The organism is Aequorivita antarctica (assembly GCF_007997155.1).
Taxonomy (GTDB): Bacteria; Bacteroidota; Bacteroidia; order Flavobacteriales; family Flavobacteriaceae; genus Aequorivita; species Aequorivita antarctica.
Map to the genome: position 1 here is coordinate 12,866 of NZ_VORT01000011.1, position 20,292 is coordinate 33,157.

The window sequence follows — 20,292 nt, forward strand, 5'->3', positions numbered from 1 at the left end:
GAACTCGAGCACTGTATGCTCAAATTCAGTTTTTTGATAAGAAAGACTAATCTATTTTTTTAAGAATAACCTAATACTCGATACTATGGACCCGATCAAAAAACTTGTAGTTTATGGCAAAAAGGAAACCAGCGAAGACGGAGCTGTTGTTTATAATTTGCAGGCCAGCAATAGGGATGTTTCCAATCAACATGAAATACAGCTGGAGGCAAATGATAAGTTGCTGGAGCTGGTTCTTGACGATGGTACGTCTTGGATGTGTGATGCCTCAACCATGCATGAAGTTTTTCCAGAGCTTGATCCGGCCCTAAAGCCTCCTGGCAGCCGCGATATGCAGCCTGATATTTTTGTAATGCCCGATTCAGTTGAGGCACCTTCAACAGAAAGGGGGATTGTAGGTAAAATTGCGGTAAAACTTTTAAAAGTATTTGCAAAGAAGGCTATAGGGAAGGGGGTGGCAGAGCTTTCAAAAAAATTGGAAGACAAACACTTGCAAAATGAAATTGACAGTACGGTTATCCCAAAAAACTTTTTGGCTACAGGTGCGGCCTTGTTCACTGTTGATAAGGACTTTAAATTTGGGGCTTTTGATGGAAAGCCTTCCAACAGTCCATTTTTTCTTTTTATACATGGAACAAACTCAGATACATTCGGAGCATTTCAGGATTTAAAGGCTTCCCCTGTTTGGAACACGCTCCACCAAATTTACGGTAAAAACGTACTTGCTTTTCAGCACAGAACTCTTACTGAAAGCCCATTGCTAAATGTTGTGAAACTTGCCCAAATGCTACCCGATAATTCTGTGGTGCATATGCTTTCACATTCTAGGGGTGGAATTGTGGGTGATATTTTGAACAAATACAGTAATAACAATGATGAAGCTTCAATTGGGTTTACAAGCCAACACATAGCATTGCTTGAAAAAGAAGGCAATAGGGAAGATGACATTGAAAATATAGAAGCACTCAATAAAATTTTTAAAGATAAAAAGATAACCGTCGCCAAATTTATTAGGGTAGGTTGTCCCGCTGCAGGAACAAAGCTGGCTTCAAAAAGATTGGACCATATACTGAACGTATTTTTTAATTTGATAACCTTGGTTGGAGGCCCGTTTGGTGATGTTTTAAAAGAACTGCTTTCCGCAGCCGTTGAGAGCAAGGATGATGTAAATGTACTTCCTGGCTTAGAGGCACAAAGACCAGAATCACCTTTCATCAAAATATTAAATGATCCATCGCCGGAAACCGCTATTAGTGGAAAACCTTTGGCTATTATTTCGGGAAACGGAAGGGTAAGCTTTTCTGGGCAAGGACTTTTTGTAATCCTCGGAAAATTGTTCTACTGGCAGCGTAATGATCTGGTTGTGAATACAGATTCCATGTATTTAGGTGCTAAACGTAAAGACAACATTCAATATTTCTTTGACCAAGGTGCAGAGGTAAACCATGTAAAGTACTTTGGAAATGATAAAACTAGGGAAGCCATAGACTTAGTGCTTAAAACTGTAGAAGGGGAACTCATTCCAGGATTTAAATGTATTGCACAGGATGAAATTCCAGGAAGCGATAGAGCTCTTGTGGAATCTGGCGAATTATATCCTTCTCCATGGCCACCTTCAGGCACAAAACCTATCGTGGTTATGCTCCCCGGAATAATGGGTTCTAACCTTTCACAGAAAGACAAGGAGATATGGCTACATTATGGGCGTATACTTAGCGGAGGATTGGTAAACCTCAGTTATTCCAACGTTAACAAAATTGTTGCTGATTCAGTGGTGAAAACGTCGTATTACAAACTTTATAAGTGGTTATCGGCCAAATACGATGTGGTAGTCTATCCATTTGATTGGCGTAAGCCGCTCCCTGAATGTGCAAGTGAATTCAATACAAAAATTAAAAGTTTACTTAAGATAGGGCAACCTATAAAAATTATTGGGCACTCCATGGGCGGACTTTTGGCTCGTGATTTTATTCTTAATCACGATGATACCTGGCAAGATTTAAAGGCCTCTAAGGGCTTTAGAATGCTATTTCTTGGATCGCCGCTCGGGGGCTCGTTCAGAATTCCTTCGGTTTTGTTCGGGGAGGATGCCATAATCCAGAAGTTGAGCAAATTGGATCTTTTTCACACCAAAGAAGGCCTGCTTAAAATGTTCTCCCAGCTTCCGGGTATTTTGGCCTTACTACCCTTAACAACTGATCCCAAAAACGATTTCGCAAAAATGGAAACCTGGGAAAATATGCGAAATTATTTCGGAAAATCGGATTGGCCATTACCGCTTAAATCAGATCTTGACTACTTTAAAAATTACCGCGATAACATATTGAAGAAAAGAGATGAAATAGATTATTCAAGTATGGTATATATTGCCGGAAAAGATAAAATGACCCCTTGTGGTTATTATCTTGACGAAATTCCCCCGAAAAAACAACTTTATTTCCTTTACACCAGTGAAGGAGATCAAAGTGTAACATGGGAATCTGGCATCCCCAAACAGCTTCTTGAAGCTAATGCCGTTTATTATTCTCGAGTAACCCACGGCGCTCTGGCCAATGAACCAGATCTTTTTAATGCCATAGAGGAAATACTTTCCACTGGGCAAACCAAATTACTTCGCAATACCAAACCATTATTGCGCGGGGAAGAAAAAATATTTAGGGCAGAGCCAGATATAGATTTTGATCTTTCTGAAAATGGATTGGAAAAAACTATTTTGGGTCTTGGTGATGAAATAGAACCTGTTAGCAGCCAAATCCCTGTTACCGTTACAGTTAGCAATGGTGATTTACGATATGCTGAATACCCAATTATTGCCGGACATTTTTTGAATGATGGCGTGCTTTATGCAGAAAGGGCCATAGACAATTACCTAGACGGTAGCCTAACTTCAAAACACAGATTGGGACTTTATCCCGGTGAAATTGGCACTAATGCCATATTTGGCAAAATGAATGAAAGTGACTTTGAAGGCGCAATTATAGTTGGACTCGGTGAACCAGACCAACTTACATCTTTTCAACTTTCAAAATCTATAGAACAGGGAGTTTTAAATTATTTGCTGAGCATACGCGGAACAACCATTCCCAAGAAAGGCGTAGGAGTTTCCTCTTTAATTATTGCGACCGGCTATGGTGGGCTTTCAGTTGAAGGATCCCTTAAAGCCATTATTGATGGGGTAAACCGCGCCAATGATAAAGTAAAAATGTTGTCGGATGGAAGTTACAGAACAGTTCAAAATATTGAAATTATTGAACTTTACGCCGATAGAGCTCTAAACTGTATGTATGTGCTCAACAAAATAGCCAATAAGGAAAATTCAACCTACAATATCATTATAGGCAATAAGCGAATCAAAAACTTATTGGGCATCCAGAAAAGAACTCCATTAGATAATGCAGAGGATTGGTGGAACAGAATAACCATTAAGTACAAAGAAGCGAACGAGCAAACTGGGGAACCATCAAGTATGGTTTTTGGTTCTTCCACAGGCGATTCCAGAGAAGAAGAGAATGAACTATACAGCAGTACTCCGTTGATTGATCTTTTTATCTCGGAAGTTTCTAGTAGTAACCAATGGTCTGCTTGTACTGCAAAAACCCTTTTCGAATTATTGATACCCAATAATTTAAAGGAAAAGCTTAAGCGAAAAGGAAATATTTCATGGATACTAGATAACAAAACGGCTTCCTATCCTTGGGAATTGCTTCAGGACAATACAACCAATGCCAAACCTCTCTGTATTAATGCTGGAATGATACGGCAGCTTTCCACCAAAGACTATAGGATCAATATAAAACGCGTGGCAGAAAAAGGGGCGTTGATTATAGCCGATCCTATTCTGAATGGTTTTATCTCTCAATTGCCAGGTGCCAAAGAGGAGGGAATGATAGTTAAGGATACCTTGGAAAATGTGGGTTATCCTACCACACAACTCATAGGAACGGATGCCGAAAGCATAGTCAAGAATTTTTTCTGCAATGATTATACAATAATACATTTGGCAGGACACGGGGTTTTCAATCCAAAATTTCCAAAAAAATCAGGAATGGTTATCGGTAAGGATATATTTCTTACTGTATTCGAAATACAGCAGATGCCAGTAGTGCCGGAACTCGTTTTTGTAAACTGCTGTCACCTTGGTTATAGCAATGCGGAAGACGAAAAATTTTATCGCGATAGATATAAACTGGCTGCAAACATTGGTACCCAATTGATAAGCATAGGTGTAAAAGCCGTAATCGCTGCTGGTTGGGCTGTTAATGATGCCGCGGCTTTAGATTTTGCTCATGTTTTTTATAGCTGTATGTTCTCTGGAGATAATTTCGGGGATGCTGTTAAAAATGCACGAAATTATATTTATGAAAAACACCCGGGCAACAATACTTGGGGCGCCTATCAATGTTATGGGGATCCTTTCTTCAAACTGAAAGGTATATCAGTTGGCAAAGGTTCTTGGTCGCCAAGTTATATTGTTCCGCAAGAGGCCGAAATAGATCTGGATAACCTGCTCAACCAATTGCAAATGGCAATAAGTGCAGATAAAGATCATTTGGCAGAGCTTAATACCATTATGAAGGCGGTGGATAGAGATGTTTTCAGAACTCCACAAATTATAGAGAGAGTGGCCAAAATTTACCAGGAATTAGCTATGTATGTTGAAGCCTCTGGAAATTATGAAGAGCTCTTAAAAATGGAGAATGCGGATTTTTCTTTTTCCTGTATGGAAAAATATTGCAATACAAGGGCCAAGATGTATATCAGGGAAATTTTTGATAATGAAGAAATCACCGCAGCTTCCAAAAAAGAAGCCTACAAAAAAACGGAACGGGTAATAAGTGATCTTACGGTATTGCTTTTTGCAGGGGAAACAGCCGAACGCCACAATCTTTTGGGAAGCGCCTATAAGCGCTTGGCAATGTTGGCTTCAGATTCCAAAAAGCGAATCAATGCCTATAAAACTGCAATTTCCCATTATGAGAGGGCCTATAACAATGATTTCAATTCAAACAAAACCTATTCTATTTCAAATTCCATAGAACTCACTTGCTTATTGGTATTTAGTGAAGCCATGAAACATGGGGGTGAATTTACTATAGATAGGAAAAAATATAAATTGAGAACTATTTCCGAAGCACAACAAATACTCAGTGAGCAGCAAAATAAATTAAAAGAAAAATCAGAAGCCGAAGACCTTAACTATTGGGACTTGATTGCCTTTTTAAATATTGATTTATGCCTTCTCTTAATTATTGAAGATGAAAAAATTGACACTAAATGGGATGAAGTCATTCAAAATTTTAAGAAGATTTGGCAAAAAGCTGGTTCCGAAGCAAAAAAAGCGGCAGAGTTGGAGCACCTTGAATTTTTAACCCAATCTCTTAATGTAGAGGCCGGTTTAAATGGCGAAGGTTATAAGCAACACAGAGATTTGGAAACCCGAATAAGTGAATTGAGAACTGCCTTGAGTGGTGTTAGAAAAAAAATGAAGTCCGAAGCGAACACCAATGCAAAACCCAAAAAGAAAAATACTGAAACAATACCGAAATCAAACTCAAAGCCTAAAAAATAGGTAGAAAGTACAAGTGTTTAAAATAAAAAACCTTGTTGATATTTAATATCTTCAAGGTTTTTTATTTTACTGAGGATAAGCAGTGGCATAATCTTTCCACAAATATTACCTTTATAGAAATTTCTATTTATGGAAGAAAAATTTAAAGCGATTGTCAATGATAACTTTGAGTTTTCATTGAATTCGAAAGACTTGGAAATGCTCGATGTAATTTCCGATAACAAAAAAGCCAATATTATTTTTAATATCAAATCAGTAGAGGTTGAAACTCTTGAATCTGATTTTCAAAAAAAAACATATACCTTATCAATAAATGGTAATCGTTATCAAGTTAAAATAGAAAATCAACTTGATGTACTTATTTCCAAGATGGGCTTATCGCTTGGCAACGCTTCGGTTGAAGACGAAATCCATGCTCCAATGCCTGGTTTAATTTTGGAAGTAAATGTTTCCGAAGGAAATGAGGTGAAAAAAGGCGATTTTCTCTGTGTTTTAGAAGCAATGAAGATGGAAAACACACTCACCGCCCCTCGTGACGGTGTGGTGAAGTCTGTGAACATTGTAAAAGGAGAAACGGTCGATAAAGGAAAAATGCTAATTGAATTTCAAAAAAATGATTAAAAAAATATTGGTTGCCAATCGTGGCGAAATAGCTTTGCGAGTAATGAAAACCGCCCGAAATATGGGCATTAAAACGGTTGCTATTTATTCCGAAGCAGATAGAAATGCCCCACACGTAAAGTTTGCCGATGAAGCAGTTTGCATCGGGCCGCCACCTTCAAATGAATCGTATTTATTGGGTGATAAAATTATAAAAGTTGCCAAGGAATTAAACGTGGACGCCATCCATCCCGGTTATGGATTTTTGAGTGAAAATGCCGAATTTGGCGAACACGTTGAAAAAAGCGGAATGATTTTCATCGGTCCAAAATCATACGCCATTCGTGTTATGGGAAGCAAACTTGCTGCAAAAGACGCTGTTAAAAAATATGATATTCCAATGGTTCCAGGTACTGATGAAGCCATTACAGATGTTGGCGCTGCAAAGAAAATTGCTAAAGAAATTGGATTTCCAATCCTTATAAAAGCTTCTGCCGGAGGCGGTGGAAAGGGAATGCGCATCGTTGAAAATTCTGAAGAATTTGAAGACCAGATGAAGCGAGCTATCAGCGAGGCTGAAAATGCTTTTGGAGATGGATCTGTTTTTATTGAAAAGTTTGTCACTTCACCGCGGCATATTGAAATTCAGGTTTTGGCTGATAATTTTGGAAATACCGTTTATCTTTTTGAGCGTGAGTGTAGCATCCAGCGACGACACCAAAAAGTAGTGGAAGAAGCGCCTTCTTCAGTTTTAACTCCTGAGTTACGTAAACAAATGGGCGAAGCGGCTGTAAAAGTTGCGAAAGCTTGCGATTATGTAGGTGCCGGAACAGTGGAATTCCTTTTGGATGATAAGCACAATTTCTACTTTCTTGAAATGAATACACGTCTGCAAGTGGAACATCCCGTTACCGAACTCATTACGGGTCTCGATTTGGTAGAACAGCAAATAAATGTTGCCAATAATGAAAAGCTTTCCTTTTCGCAGGAAGATTTGAAAATCAACGGACACGCTTTTGAAGTCCGTGTTTATGCGGAAGACCCATTGAATAATTTTATGCCTAGTGTTGGTAAATTGGAAGTTTACCAACCGCCGAGCGGAAAAAATATTCGGGTTGATGATGGTTTTACTGAAGGAATGCAAGTGCCAATTCAGTACGACCCCATGCTTTCCAAATTAATTACTTACGGAAAGACACGAAATGAAGCGATGCAAACAATGTTGGAAGCCATTTCAGAATACCATATTGAAGGAGTTAGTACAACGCTTCCGTTTGGAAAATTTGTTTTTGAGCATGAGGCCTTTCGAAGTGGAAATTTTGACACCAATTTTGTAAAGAAATACTATTCCGAAGAAAAACTAAAAGCGATAAATGAAGAAGAAGCAAGAATAGCAGCGCTTTTCGCTTTGAAACAATATTTAAAAGATTCAGAAAAACTTCGATTGCCGAAATAAAACCTCCGGGTTCTCTGTGCCTCTGTGGTTATTATTTCACCACGGAGGCACAGAGGGCACAAAGAAAAACATAGATTTATATGATCGACAATAATAAAAAACTGCAAGAAATCATTTCCGAAGCAAAAATGGGCGGCGGAGAAAAACGAATTGCAAAACAACACGAAAAGAAAAAACTCACAGCCCGCGAACGTGTAGAATATCTACTTGATGAAGGCTCTTTTGAAGAAATGGGTATACTTGTAACCCACAGAACTACCGATTTCGATATGCAAAAAGAGTTGTATTACGGTGACGGTGTAGTGACGGGCTACGGAACAATTAACGGTCGTTTGGTATATGTTTTCGCACAGGATTTCACGGTTTTTGGCGGTGCACTCTCTGAAACGCACGCTGAGAAAATCTGTAAAATTATGGATCATGCCGTGAGCGTTGGCGCGCCAATAATTGGTTTAAATGATTCTGGCGGGGCGCGTATTCAAGAAGGTGTTCGCTCTTTAGGCGGCTATGCCGATATTTTTTACCGAAATGTGCAGGCTTCGGGCGTTGTTCCTCAGATTTCAGCAATTATGGGGCCCTGCGCTGGTGGGGCAGTATATTCTCCAGCGATGACCGATTTCACATTGATGGTGCAGGATAGCAGTTATATGTTTGTTACTGGTCCAAACGTTGTAAAAACTGTTACTAATGAAAACGTTACTTCGGAAGAATTGGGAGGCGCACGAACACACGCCACTAAAAGCGGAGTTACGCATTTTACTGCTGCTAATGATATTGTTTGTTTGGAACAGATTAAAACCTTGCTCAGTTATCTTCCGCAAAATAACAAATCTATTACCGAAAAATTACCTTTTGAAACAGATGATGAATACCGGGAGGAGTTGGAAACTATTATTCCAGATTCAGCCAATAAGCCTTATGACATGCACGAAGTAATCAAAGGAATTATCGATACCGATTCCTTTTTTGAAGTGCATAAAGATTACGCAGACAATATTATAGTTGGTTTTGCAAGACTTGGAGGAAGAAGCATCGGTATAGTTGCAAATCAACCTATGAGTTTAGCAGGCGTTTTGGATGTGGACAGTTCTAAAAAGGGGGGCCGGTTTACGCGTTTCTGCGATTGTTTTAACATTCCGCTATTGGTTTTGGTGGATGTTCCAGGCTTTCTTCCGGGAACTAATCAGGAATGGAATGGAATTATTTTAAATGGCGCCAAACTGCTTTACGCTTTAAGCGAAGCAACCGTGCCGCGGGTTACTGTAATTACCAGAAAAGCTTACGGTGGTGCTTATGATGTTATGAATAGCAAGCACATTGGCGCAGATATGAACTATGCGTGGCCAACTGCTGAAATTGCTGTGATGGGAGCCAAGGGAGCCAGTGAGATTATTTTCAGAAAGGAAATTGCTGCTGCCGAAAATCCTGAGTTGAAACTCTCGGAAAAAGAAGCTGAATATGCCTCAACTTTTGCCAATCCTTTCAAAGCTGCGCAACGCGGTTTTATTGATGAAGTAATTCAGCCTAGGGAAACACGCAGAAAGTTGCTAAAGGCGTTTGCAATGTTGGAAACAAAGGACGTTCCAAGGCCTAACAGAAAACATGGGAATATTCCTTTATAAGAATTCGAAAAGGATTAGTTGGAAAACTCTTTAAAAATAATATAGATACCCATTAGCAATACAAACCAACCGAATCCTTTTTTAAGTTTTTTTCCATCAACAAAAGCATTCAGTCTTATTCCGATAAATATACCGACGATTGAAATTGCAGTAAAAATTAGAAGGAATTTCCAATCAATTTCAAGAGTTGCGAGATCACCTGTAAAGCCTATTAATGAGTTTACAGCAATGATAAGCAGCGAGGTAGCAACGGCTTTTTTCATTGGTAATTTTGCCAACAAAACTAAGGCTGGGATAATTAGAAATCCTCCACCGGCACCTACTGCACCAGTAACAAAGCCAAGAAAAATTCCTTGTACAATAATTAGTGGGTAGTTGTACGAAACTTTTTTTCCAATTTCGGGTTCGGGATTTTTATTAATAATCATTGTGATAGAAGCAGCTAGCATAACAATTGCAAAAAACAGCATTATAGCAATGTCTTTTGTAAGCGTAAATCCGCCCAATACCAATAGGTTTTCAGGTATTGCAGGAAGGACAAATCTTCTCGTTAAATAGACAGAAATAAAAGCAGGAGTTGCAAAAATGAAAGCTGTTTTAAAATCGACAAGCTTTTTTTTCATATTGCGAATAGCGCCAACCAGAGCAGATGTTCCCACCACAAATAGCGAATATCCCGTTGCAACAATCGGGTTTAAAGAAAAGAGATAAACTAATACGGGAACAGTTAAGATTGAGCCGCCACCGCCTATTAGACCTAGGACCACGCCTACCATAAGTGCTCCTAAATAACCAAATATTTCAGTGATTTCCATTTAAGGATTTAGTTTATTGAAATCTTTACTACAAGGTTAATCATAATTTTAAAAAAGGACGTTTACTTTTAGATGAATTTTAAATTTTAGATAAATTGAAAGTACATCAAAAATTTTTCTTTGATATTTATCATATAAAATGAAAAATGGGATAAGTATTTTAACAGGCAATTAATTAATGCTATTATCTTAAATCTATGGCTGTAGAAAATTTTGATATTCAGGGTCTTACGAATTCTGAAGTTTTGGCTTCGCGTGAAAAATTTGGTCAAAACATTTTAGAGTCCAAGAAAAAGAATCCTTTTTTTGAAGCAATAAAAGGACTGTTGAAAGAACCAATGGTAATTCTGTTACTGGTTGCGGCGACTTTATATTTTTTCACGGGTAATACAGGGGACGGAGTTTTTCTTGCAGCAGCCATTCTTTTGGTAGCTGCAATTTCTCTCTATCAAGATGCTAAAACCCACGATGCACTAGATAAGCTTAAGGAACTTTCACAGCCCCATTGTAAGGTAATCCGGAATGGGACAGTTGTTGAAATAAAGAGCCAAGAAGTGGTAGTTGGCGATTTTTTGATGGTAGAGGAGGGATCCACCATTGTGGCAGATGGTACCATTGTTCATTCCAATGACTTTTCGGTAAATGAATCCATCTTGACTGGAGAATCTTTTTCAGTAGAAAAAGACGCCTCTTCAGAAGACAACAAAATTTATATGGGTACCCAAGTTGGAGGAGGACTTGCCATAGCTGAAATATTTGCGGTTGGTAATCAAACAAAGGTTGGGAAAATTGGTAAAAGCATTGAAGAAATTTCTTCTGAAAAATCTACGCTTGAACTCCAAATAAACAATTTTGTAAAAAAGATGGTAATCGCGGGAGCGATTATTTTTCTATTGGTTTGGGGAATTAATTATTATAATACGGGCAGCCTTTTAGACAGTCTTTTGAAAGCGCTTACACTTGCAATGAGCGTTTTGCCAGAGGAGATTCCCGTTGCCTTTACCACGTTTATGGCCATTGGTGCTTGGCGGCTTATGAACTTAGGTGTTATTGTAAAACAAATGAAAACCGTTGAATCCTTGGGTAGTGCGACTGTGATTTGTGTAGACAAAACAGGTACGATTACAGAGAATAAAATGCGATTGGATAAGATTTATACGTTGGAAACCGATAAAATCACTTCGGTTGAAGAAACGCTTTCCGAAGTAGAAAAAGAGCTTATAACTACGGCAATGTGGGCCAGCGAACCCATTCCTTTTGATACTATGGAACAATCGCTGCACGGGTTTTACGGTTCCTTTGTTAAAAATGACCAAAGACCCAATTTCAAAATGGTGCACGAATATCCATTAGGTGGTAAGCCCCCAATGATGACCCACATTTTTGAAAATGCCCAAAGTAATAGAATCATCGCTGCCAAAGGGGCGCCCGAGGCTTTGATAGTAGTTTCAAATTTGAATGATGAGCAAAAGGAGAGGTTAAAACAGAAAATAACCTTTTTAGCAGAGGAAGGATATCGCGTTTTGGGGGTTGGAATTTCAAATTTTGAAGGAACGGATTGGCCAAAAAAGCAACAAGATTTTCCTTTTGAGTTCAAGGGTTTAGTGGCTTTTTATGATCCTCCAAAGGAAAATATTTCAAAAGTATTTCAGGATTTCTATAATGCAGGAATTGCTGTAAAAATTATTACTGGAGATATTGCTGAAACTACTGCCGCCATTGCAAAAAAAGTAAATTTTCGAGGTTCCGAAGATGTTGTTTCTGGCGATGAGCTTTTCGGTTTAAACCCTGCGGAACTTGAAAAAATCACTTCAGAAAAAAACATCTTTGCTAGGATGTTTCCCGAAGCAAAACTTAAAATAATCAATGCCCTCAAGGCACAGGGCCATATTGTGGCAATGACAGGCGATGGCGTTAACGATGGCCCTGCTTTGAAAGCTGCAAATATTGGAATAGCAATGGGGAAGAAGGGAACTGAAATAGCAAAGCAATCCGCTTCACTGGTTTTGGTGGATGATGATCTTTCTAAAATGGTAGATGCTGTGGCGATGGGTAGAAAAATCTATTCAAATCTTAAAAAAGCAATTCAGTATATCATTTCAATTCATATACCCATTATTCTCACGGTTTTTATCCCTTTGGTGTTAGGCTGGGTGTATCCTAATATTTTCACACCTATTCACGTGATCTTGTTAGAATTAATAATGGGGCCAACCTGCTCGATAGTCTATGAAAATGAACCGCTGGAAAAGGATTCCATGCTTCAAAAGCCGAGACCTTTCTCAAGTACTTTTTTCAATTGGAGCGAACTCTTCACAAGTATAATCCAAGGCTTGGCTATTACTGTTGGTGTGCTCACTGTTTATCAGTTGGCAGTAAATGATGGTTATAATGAAGCGATAACCAGAACGATGGTCTTTACCGCACTCATAACAGCAAACATTGTTTTAACTTTTGTAAATCGCTCTTTTATCTATTCTATTTTCACCACTTTTAAATATAAAAATAAGTTGGTGCCGATTATTATTGGCATCACCATTGGCATCACTTTATCGCTACTTTTTGTGCCGCCCTTCACTAAATTCTTTGATTTTGAAAGACTTGGGCTAAACCAAATTTTCATTAGCATTGGAATTGGAGTGTTAAGCACATTGTGGTATGAAATCGTGAAGTGGTGGAAACGTAAAAATTGAGGCAACGTTTTTTAATAGGTCTCATTTTAAGTTATTCGTGCTGATTTTCGTCATAGTGAAGATTATATTTTCAAGTTAGCTTTGTATACCACTTAACTCAAATTGAAATATTATGAAGAAGTCTGGTTTTTTGCTTGCTATAGCAATACTATTAGTTTCATTTACTTTGCAAGCACAAGAAAAATGGTCTGTGGAGTTTAGGCCCGGACTCAATTTTCCTACTAGTGATGTGGGAAATATTGATGCAGAAATTGGGTATGGATTTGAATTAACAGGCGCTTACAAATTAATGCCTCACTTTTCTGTATACGCGGGCTGGGGGCTGAATCAATTTAAAGGTTCAGATAGTAATTTTAATGAAGATTTTACCTTTGAGGAAACGGGTGGTACGTTTGGTTTCGAAATTATTCGTCAAATAGGTACTTCCGCATTTTCTTACTTAGGAAGTGCTGGCGCCATTTATAATCACATTAAATTAGACAATAACGCTGGCGATATTTCTGTGGACACCGGTTACGGCTTTGGTTGGCAAGTGGCAGCGGGTGTTAATTATGAGTTTGCTCCAAATCTATCTTTAAAACCGATGCTTCGGTACCGATCACTTTCAACGGATGTAGAAATTGAAAATGTTTCAACAGATATAAAACTAAATTATATCTCTTTTGGGATTGGACTAGCTCTGGATTTTTGATTCTATAAACTGATTGTAGGTTTCTTTAATATTTTTTGAATTCACAAAAGACTTTTAAAATGAAAATTGCATTTGCTATCCTTCTTTTTATTCACGGTCTTATTCATTTGATGGGATTTTTGAAAGCTTTTGGTTTTGCTGAAATTCCACAATTTTCGCAAGATTTTTCAAAACAGCAGGCCCTTTTATGGCTGGCAGTTGCTTTGGCTTTTGTATCTGTAGGAGTACTTTTTCTTATAAAAAACAATATTTGGTTTTGGCTTGCTTTAGTGGCTGTACTATTTTCACAGATATTGATTATTATGAATTGGCATGATGCAAAATTTGGCACCATTGTCAATGTAATTGTTTTGATTGTTGCGATAATAGCAATAGCTAGTTGGAATTTTGAAAGACAATATAAACAAGATGTATCCGAATCTTTTGGAACGGTAACTTTTTCCGAAGAAATAATTTCTGAAAGGGATATTCAAAATCTTCCCATTCCTGTTCAGAAGTACTTGAAATATGTCGGAGTATTGGGCAAACCAAAAATAAAAACTGTCAAAGCTATTTTTAAAGGCGAAATGCGCGAAAAGGGTAAGGATTGGTTTGCTTTCACTTCAGAACAGTACAATTTTTTCGAAAAGCCAACCCGACTGTTTTTTCTAAAAGCAATTTTTAAAGGGTTGCCCACACAAGGGTATCATTTTTACAAAGATGGAAAGGCTTCTATGCTGATAAAACTCGTATCGGTTTTTCCAGTCGTGGATATAAATGAACCCGATATGTTCAAAACGGAAACCGTAACCTTTTTTAATGATATGTGCCTTTTTGCTCCAGGCGCATTAATTGATAAAAATATTGAATGGCAAACTATTGATGATAAAACGGTAAAAGCAACCTTCACCAACCAGAAAACGACTATCTCTGCTATTTTGTATTTTAATGAAAATGATCAACTAACCAATTTTATTTCCGAAGATAGGATGGATGTGAATTCCAATCAAAAAATTCCGTTTTCTACACCAGTAACCAAATACGGTATTATAAACGGTTATAATTTACCCGTTGCTGCGGATGCTGTTTATCAATTTCCGGACGGTGATTTTATTTATGGGAAGTTCTTTCTGCTAGATGTTAAGTATACTGTAAAAACGCTGCATTGAAAAAATGATTATTTCAAGGAAAGATAAACTCTTATATATAAAAATCATCCACACTGTCATTTGGCTTTTTTTCAATGTTGTGATATTCTATCTTTTGTATACGGCGATTGTCAACAAAATAGACAAATGGACATGGATTTGCATCGGTCTTGTTTTGATGGAAGGCTTGGTACTTATGGCTTTTAAAATGTTTTGTCCGTTAACGGTTATAGCTCGGAAGTACTCAGATTCCACTGCGAATAACTTCGATATTTTCCTTCCAAATTGGTTGGCCAAATACAATAAGCTTATTTACACTACTATTTTCTCCATAGCCGTAATTATTGTGGTTTACAGATTGGTTGTTGATTGAAATTATGGAAAAGCCATTTTAGCCCACTTTTTTTTTGGATGGTTTTTTTCATAATCATTTCAAATAGTTTACGGATTTTTTGGCGAACTTACAGATGACGATTGCATTATTATCTATATATCCTAAAGAGTATCCCGAGTCACTTCTTTTAACTTTATATTCTCAAAACCTGGATAAATATTTTCAAATTCAACAGTTTCTCCTTTGTCATTTTTCCCCTGCAATTCGTATTTAAAAACCACTTTAGTTCCTAGTGGCGCGTAATAATACACAATCCATGCATCAGATTCCCTTAAGCCAATACAGCCATTGGAAGAAGTTTTTTCCAAAGTAGCCAAATTAGTAGTAGGATGAATAAGTTGACCAACACTGCGGCCATTTATTGAAGGTTCCAACCAGGGAATAGCAGGTAGCCCAGTTAGTTTTCCATCATCCCGATATGTTTTTGTGTATTTATGGTTATTCTGTGGGTTCATAAATAACGGGTTTTTATTAACTCGGATTATTTCACCTATACCGGGTTTTGTCCTCATATCCACATCGTTTTTGGCCATAGCCAAATATCTTTTACCCACTTTTCCCACTCTTACCGGAAACTTATATATTTCTTTTCCATTTTGAATTATTCGAAGCCTAAATTCTGGAATATTGAGTTCTAAAGAAGTGTTGCATAATTGCGTTTGTATTTTTATGGTTTCAATCGAATCTGGAATAATCAAAACCTGATCTTTTTTTAAAGCTATTAGTGCCTGAGGGTCTTCATTAAAAATCCCCTTATCCATTAAATAATAATAATCTGTATGTGCAAGCGTGTCCATAATCCACTTGTTGTTATGTACGATAATATACTCATCAATAAGATAATTGTGGGTTTGGTTATGTTCTGCAACTATGCTGTCCATCCATTTAAAGTAGGAACGAATAGGAATATCTTTATTAACTACTATTTCAATAGGAATTGTAGTTATTTCTTGGTCTAAAGTATCTACTACTACATCAGTTACGTTATTTATATTCTCTTCTTCTGTGCTATTAACTTGATGTTTATTAACGCAACTTATACAACTGAAAATTATAATTATCAATAAAATATTTTTCATCTATACTATTTTTTAAAGCCTATTTCAGCGCTGTAATTCGGTTCCGTAAAAGATTGAAAATAGAATTATGCGCTATGGAAATGTCTATTTTAATATGAATCAAACGTAGGAATCTAATTAACAAAATGGTATGACATTGATCATCTTTACGGGCATTTCTTTTCATAATTAGATTGCTAAGTACATAGCTAATAAAGCTGATATGCTGATTTATGTCATATTAAATGATGCTGGTCAACATTATATTTGGCCTTTCCTTTTCCTTTATGAATAGTTCAAACACCATATTAACCCGCACGAAATCATTCTTTGCCGAAATTGGTGATATGACTTTATTCGCCGGACGCTTTTTTAGGGAAGTGTTCAGTCCGCCTTTTGAATTTAAGGAACTCCTTCGCCAATGTTACAATATGGGCAACCGTTCTTTGCTATTAGTTGGTGTTACTGGGTTTATTTTGGGGCTCGTGTTTACGCTACAGTCGCGACCCACTTTAATGCAATTTGGCGCACAATCTTGGATGGCCTCTATGGTTAGTCTTTCTATTGTTCGTGAAATTGGCCCTGTAGTCATTGCCCTTATCTGTGCTGGTCGAATTGGTTCAGGAATTGGTGCGGAGCTGGGTTCTATGCGGGTTACGGAACAGATAGATGCCATGGAGGTTTCTGGCACCAATCCTTTTAAATATTTGGTGGTTACCCGAATTGTGGCTACTACCTTGATGTTGCCTTTGTTGATAATTATGGGTGACGCCATTGCTCTTTTAGGTTCAGCTTTGATAGAAAATTTAAAAGGCGATGTTTCCTTTTTGCTTTACTTCAACCAAGTTTTTGATGCCTTAAAATTTAGCGATATAATTCCCGCAACAGTAAAATCGGTTTTCTTTGGATTTGCCATTGGTTTGGTGGGGTGTTACAAGGGCTATTATTGTTCTAAAGGAACTGTTGGCGTGGGAGAGGCATCAAATTCCGCTGTGGTCTATATCTCGATGCTTTTGTTTGTGATTGATTTTATTGCCGTTTTTGTAACCGATATATTTTTTTAAATAGAAATGAATTCTGAAAAAAATAAACCCGTACTAGAGTTGAAAAACTTACATAAAAGTTTTGGCGACAACCATGTGCTGAAAGGTTTCAATCTAAAACTTTTTAAAGGTGAAAACTTGGTAGTGATGGGCAAATCGGGTTCAGGAAAATCGGTGATGGTAAAATGTTTAGTGGGTTTAATTCAGCCCGACAGCGGTAGTATTACAATAAAGGATGAGGATATTATTAAAATAGGTCATAAGGAATTAGACATTCTTCGAACTGAAATTGGTTTTCTTTTTCAGGGCAGTGCTTTATACGATTCTATGACCGTGCGTGAAAATTTGGAATTTCCACTGCGACGCCATAAAGATAAAATAGAAAATTTTCAAGGAACCGAAATTTTGGTAAAGGAAGCTTTGGAGAACGTAGGCTTAGCAGACGCAATTGATTTAATGCCAGCCGAGCTTTCTGGTGGAATGCAACGACGGGTAGCCTTGGCAAGGGCATTAATCTTGAAACCAAAAATCATTATGTATGACGAGCCAACAACGGGTTTAGATCCAATTACGGCGAAGGAAATTATCTTATTAATGCGAAATATTCAAAAAAAATATAATACATCCTCCCTAATCATTACCCACGATGTGGACTGTGCGAGAGTAATCTCAAATAGAATGATTTTGTTGGTGGATGGAATCAATTATGCCGAAGGAACTTTTGAGGAGCTTTCAAATTCGAAAGACCCGCAAGTACAGGCATTCTTTAAAAATTAATGTTATGGGAAAATCAACTTCACAAAAAATAAAGGTCGGTATTTTTGTAATAGTGGGAACAATTCTTCTTGTTGCTTCACTTTACTTTATTGGAAATAAACAGCATCTGTTCAGTAAGAATATTGAGATTTATGCCAGTTTCGAAAACGTGAACGGTTTAACCTTGGGCAACAACGTACGCTATTCCGGAATTAATATTGGTACCGTAAGTAAAATAGAGATGATTGGTGAAGGAAACATTACCATTCAAATGTTGGTGGAAGATAAAACTTCAAAATTCATCAAAAAAGACGCCATTGCGTCCATTAGTTCAGATGGGCTGGTTGGAAGTATGGTGGTGAACATCATTCCGGGAAAAGTTGAAAATGCAAAACCCGTTATTTCGGGAGATACCATTCAATCTTACAGCAGAATTGGGGCCGACGATATGCTTTCTACCTTAAACACAACCAATGAGAATGCTGCTTTATTGACTGCAGATTTGTTAAAGATAACCGATAAAATTCTTGAAGGCAAAGGTACTTTGGGCGCATTGGTGAATGATACATTATTGTCACAGAATATCCAACAGTTTGTGGTAGAACTCAAAAAAACAGCAACGGGTACTTCTGCAGCCATCTCTAATATCAACGCTATTATTTCAAAAATAAATTATGACGAAAGTGCTGCGGCAGTACTTTTGAGCGATACAGTTTCTGCTAATCAAATTAAAAAAGTATTTGCCAATCTAGAAAAATCCAGCAATGACATAAACGAAGTAACTAAAAATTTAGAGGAATATATTCAGGAAATAAAATCAGGAAAAGGAACACTGAATTATGTTACACAGAATGAAGTTTTGGTGAAAAATATTGATTCTACAATGATTAATGTAAAAGAAGCTTCGGAAAAGCTAAACGAAAATATGGAAGCCTTAAAGCACAATTTTCTTTTCCGTGGATATTTTAAAAAACTAGAGCGGCAGGAAAGAAGGGAAGCCAAGGAAAACTGATTTTATTTCGGTATTTTCGTTCTTTCAAAAACTAATTAATATTGTTGTATGCTCAATAGTTTGAAAGAAAATTTTGCCCATATCTTTGAAGAAGCATTGATCGATGAAATTTTGGAAGTAGGAACGCTGAAGGAGATAAAGGAAGGTGAAAAACTTATTGAGATTGGCGATTATGTACGTTCTATGCCATTGCTTATTTCAGGGGCAATAAAGATTTTGAGGGAAGATGATAACGGCGACGAGCTATTGCTCTATTTTTTGGAACGTGGCGACACTTGTGCAATGACATTAACTTGCTGTTTGGGACAGACCAGAAGTGAAATTCGAGCTATCGCAGAGCTTGATACCACTATAATTATGATCCCCATTCAAAAAATGGAAGAATGGACGGGCAAATATAAAAGCTGGCGCAATTTTGTGTTTCAAAGTTACCACGCCCGCTTAACTGAAATGCTCGAAACCATTGATAGCATTGCATTTTATAATATGGATGAGCGCTTGGTAAAATACCTTCAGAATAAACAAAAGATCACTAATGATTCCATTATTAATTCTACACATCAGGAAATAGCTTATGAACTGCACACTTCGCGAGTGGTGGTTTCGCGTTTGCTGAAAAAATTGGAATCCCTTGGGAAGATTGAACTTTATAGAAATAGCATCAAGATCATTTCGCTTTAATTTTTGGGTTAAACTTTCTATAATTTTGGTTTAATTGTAACTTTTGTTACTGCCAAAAAAATCTTCTTAGAGTATCTTTATACTTTAAATATTAAAGAAAATTTATATGGAAAATTCAGAATTAAAAGAAGTTACTGCAATGCCTAGAATTGGCGATATAGCACCAGATTTTACAGCAAAAACTACAAAGGGCGATATTAAACTTTCAGAGTTTGCGAAAGATAAATGGATCGTTATGTTTTCTCATCCCGCCGATTTTACTCCCGTTTGTACTACGGAGATGAGCGGTTTTGCAATCCGCAAGCCAGAGTTTGATGCCCTAAATACAGAACTTTTAGGATTGAGTATAGATAGTATTCACGCGCATTTAGGCTGGGTGAATAACGTTCGCGAAAAAACGGGAGTTTATTTTGACTTCCCCATAATCGCGGATATAGATATGAAAGTGTCCAAACTTTATGGAATGTTACAACCCAATGAAAGTGAAACCGCTGCGGTGCGTGCTGTTTTCTTTATAGATCCCGCAAAGAAAATCAGGCTGATAATGTATTATCCTTTGAATGTGGGTAGAAATATGGATGAAATTTTGAGAGCTCTCGATGCTTTACAAACATCAGATAAGTTTGGCGTAGCTATGCCCTTGGATTGGAAGAAAGGTGATAAAGTGATCATTCCTCCACCAAAAACATTGGCTGAAATGGAAGTGCGCTTAAATGATGATTCTATAGAGAAAGTTGATTTTTATTTGGCGAAAAAATCGCTTTAAATTTTAAAA

At 37.3% G+C, this 20,292-nt stretch carries 15 protein-coding genes; 13 read left to right on the forward strand and 2 right to left on the reverse strand.

What is annotated here, in order from left to right; translation table 11 throughout:
* Window positions 1–85 precede the first annotated feature (85 nt).
* The 4 genes from ESU54_RS14285 to ESU54_RS14300 all read left to right on the forward strand — a co-directional run bounded on the left by ESU54_RS14285 (window position 86) and on the right by ESU54_RS14300 (window position 9,247).
* Window positions 86–5,569, forward strand: coding sequence for a CHAT domain-containing protein (locus tag ESU54_RS14285; RefSeq protein ID WP_111843226.1), 5,484 nt, complete (start codon window positions 86–88; stop codon window positions 5,567–5,569).
* Window positions 5,570–5,698: 129 nt separating this feature from the next.
* A complete protein-coding gene (locus ESU54_RS14290) occupies window positions 5,699–6,190 on the forward strand; it encodes an acetyl-CoA carboxylase biotin carboxyl carrier protein subunit (RefSeq protein ID WP_111843225.1) in 492 nt (163 codons plus the stop codon).
* The gene (accC, locus tag ESU54_RS14295) at window positions 6,186–7,625 is read left to right on the forward strand and encodes an acetyl-CoA carboxylase biotin carboxylase subunit (RefSeq protein WP_170253293.1); all 1,440 of its coding nucleotides are present in this window, start codon (window positions 6,186–6,188) and stop codon (window positions 7,623–7,625) included. Before ESU54_RS14290 ends, accC begins: the two co-directional genes overlap by 5 nt.
* An 80-nt stretch (window positions 7,626–7,705) precedes the next feature.
* Window positions 7,706–9,247, forward strand: a complete 1,542-nt coding sequence (locus ESU54_RS14300; protein ID WP_111843223.1) for an acyl-CoA carboxylase subunit beta — start codon at window positions 7,706–7,708, stop codon at window positions 9,245–9,247.
* Between the two features lie 14 nt (window positions 9,248–9,261).
* Here the strand turns inward: ESU54_RS14300 and ESU54_RS14305 are convergent, their stop codons facing one another.
* Entirely contained in the window at window positions 9,262–10,062 is an 801-nt protein-coding gene (locus tag ESU54_RS14305; RefSeq protein WP_111843222.1) for a sulfite exporter TauE/SafE family protein, read from the reverse strand.
* A 197-nt stretch (window positions 10,063–10,259) separates the two neighbouring features.
* On the opposite strand from ESU54_RS14305, the gene ESU54_RS14310 reads away from it, so the two are divergent.
* The 4 genes from ESU54_RS14310 (at window position 10,260) to ESU54_RS14325 (ending at window position 14,946) form a co-directional block, all read left to right on the forward strand.
* A complete protein-coding gene (locus ESU54_RS14310; RefSeq protein ID WP_111843221.1) occupies window positions 10,260–12,755 on the forward strand; it encodes a cation-translocating P-type ATPase in 2,496 nt (831 codons plus the stop codon).
* 112 nt (window positions 12,756–12,867) lie between these two features.
* Complete coding sequence (locus ESU54_RS14315) at window positions 12,868–13,446, forward strand: outer membrane beta-barrel protein (protein WP_111843220.1); 579 nt, start codon at window positions 12,868–12,870, stop codon at window positions 13,444–13,446.
* 59 nt (window positions 13,447–13,505) lie between these two features.
* Entirely contained in the window at window positions 13,506–14,594 is a 1,089-nt protein-coding gene (locus ESU54_RS14320; protein ID WP_111843219.1) for a DUF6544 family protein, read from the forward strand.
* A 4-nt stretch (window positions 14,595–14,598) separates the two neighbouring features.
* A complete protein-coding gene (locus tag ESU54_RS14325; protein WP_235004515.1) occupies window positions 14,599–14,946 on the forward strand; it encodes a hypothetical protein in 348 nt (115 codons plus the stop codon).
* A 122-nt stretch (window positions 14,947–15,068) separates the two neighbouring features.
* On the opposite strand, the gene ESU54_RS14330 is transcribed toward ESU54_RS14325, so the two are convergent.
* On the reverse strand, window positions 15,069–16,046 hold the full coding sequence (locus ESU54_RS14330) for a L,D-transpeptidase (protein ID WP_111843218.1): 978 nt from the start codon (window positions 16,044–16,046) through the stop codon (window positions 15,069–15,071).
* Between the two features lie 266 nt (window positions 16,047–16,312).
* Between ESU54_RS14330 and ESU54_RS14335 the strand changes: the two genes are divergently transcribed.
* From ESU54_RS14335 to ESU54_RS14355, 5 genes are all read left to right on the forward strand, one after another.
* Window positions 16,313–17,089 (forward strand): MlaE family ABC transporter permease, encoded by a 777-nt coding sequence (locus ESU54_RS14335; protein WP_111843274.1) that lies wholly within the window; start codon window positions 16,313–16,315, stop codon window positions 17,087–17,089.
* 6 nt (window positions 17,090–17,095) lie between these two features.
* A complete protein-coding gene (locus ESU54_RS14340; RefSeq protein WP_111843217.1) occupies window positions 17,096–17,845 on the forward strand; it encodes an ABC transporter ATP-binding protein in 750 nt (249 codons plus the stop codon).
* A gap of 4 nt (window positions 17,846–17,849) precedes the next feature.
* Window positions 17,850–18,836 (forward strand): MlaD family protein, encoded by a 987-nt coding sequence (locus ESU54_RS14345; RefSeq protein ID WP_111843216.1) that lies wholly within the window; start codon window positions 17,850–17,852, stop codon window positions 18,834–18,836.
* A gap of 48 nt (window positions 18,837–18,884) precedes the next feature.
* Window positions 18,885–19,517 (forward strand): Crp/Fnr family transcriptional regulator, encoded by a 633-nt coding sequence (locus ESU54_RS14350; RefSeq protein WP_111843215.1) that lies wholly within the window; start codon window positions 18,885–18,887, stop codon window positions 19,515–19,517.
* A 106-nt stretch (window positions 19,518–19,623) separates the two neighbouring features.
* Entirely contained in the window at window positions 19,624–20,283 is a 660-nt protein-coding gene (locus ESU54_RS14355; RefSeq protein ID WP_111843214.1) for a peroxiredoxin, read from the forward strand.
* Window positions 20,284–20,292: the final 9 nt, after the last annotated feature.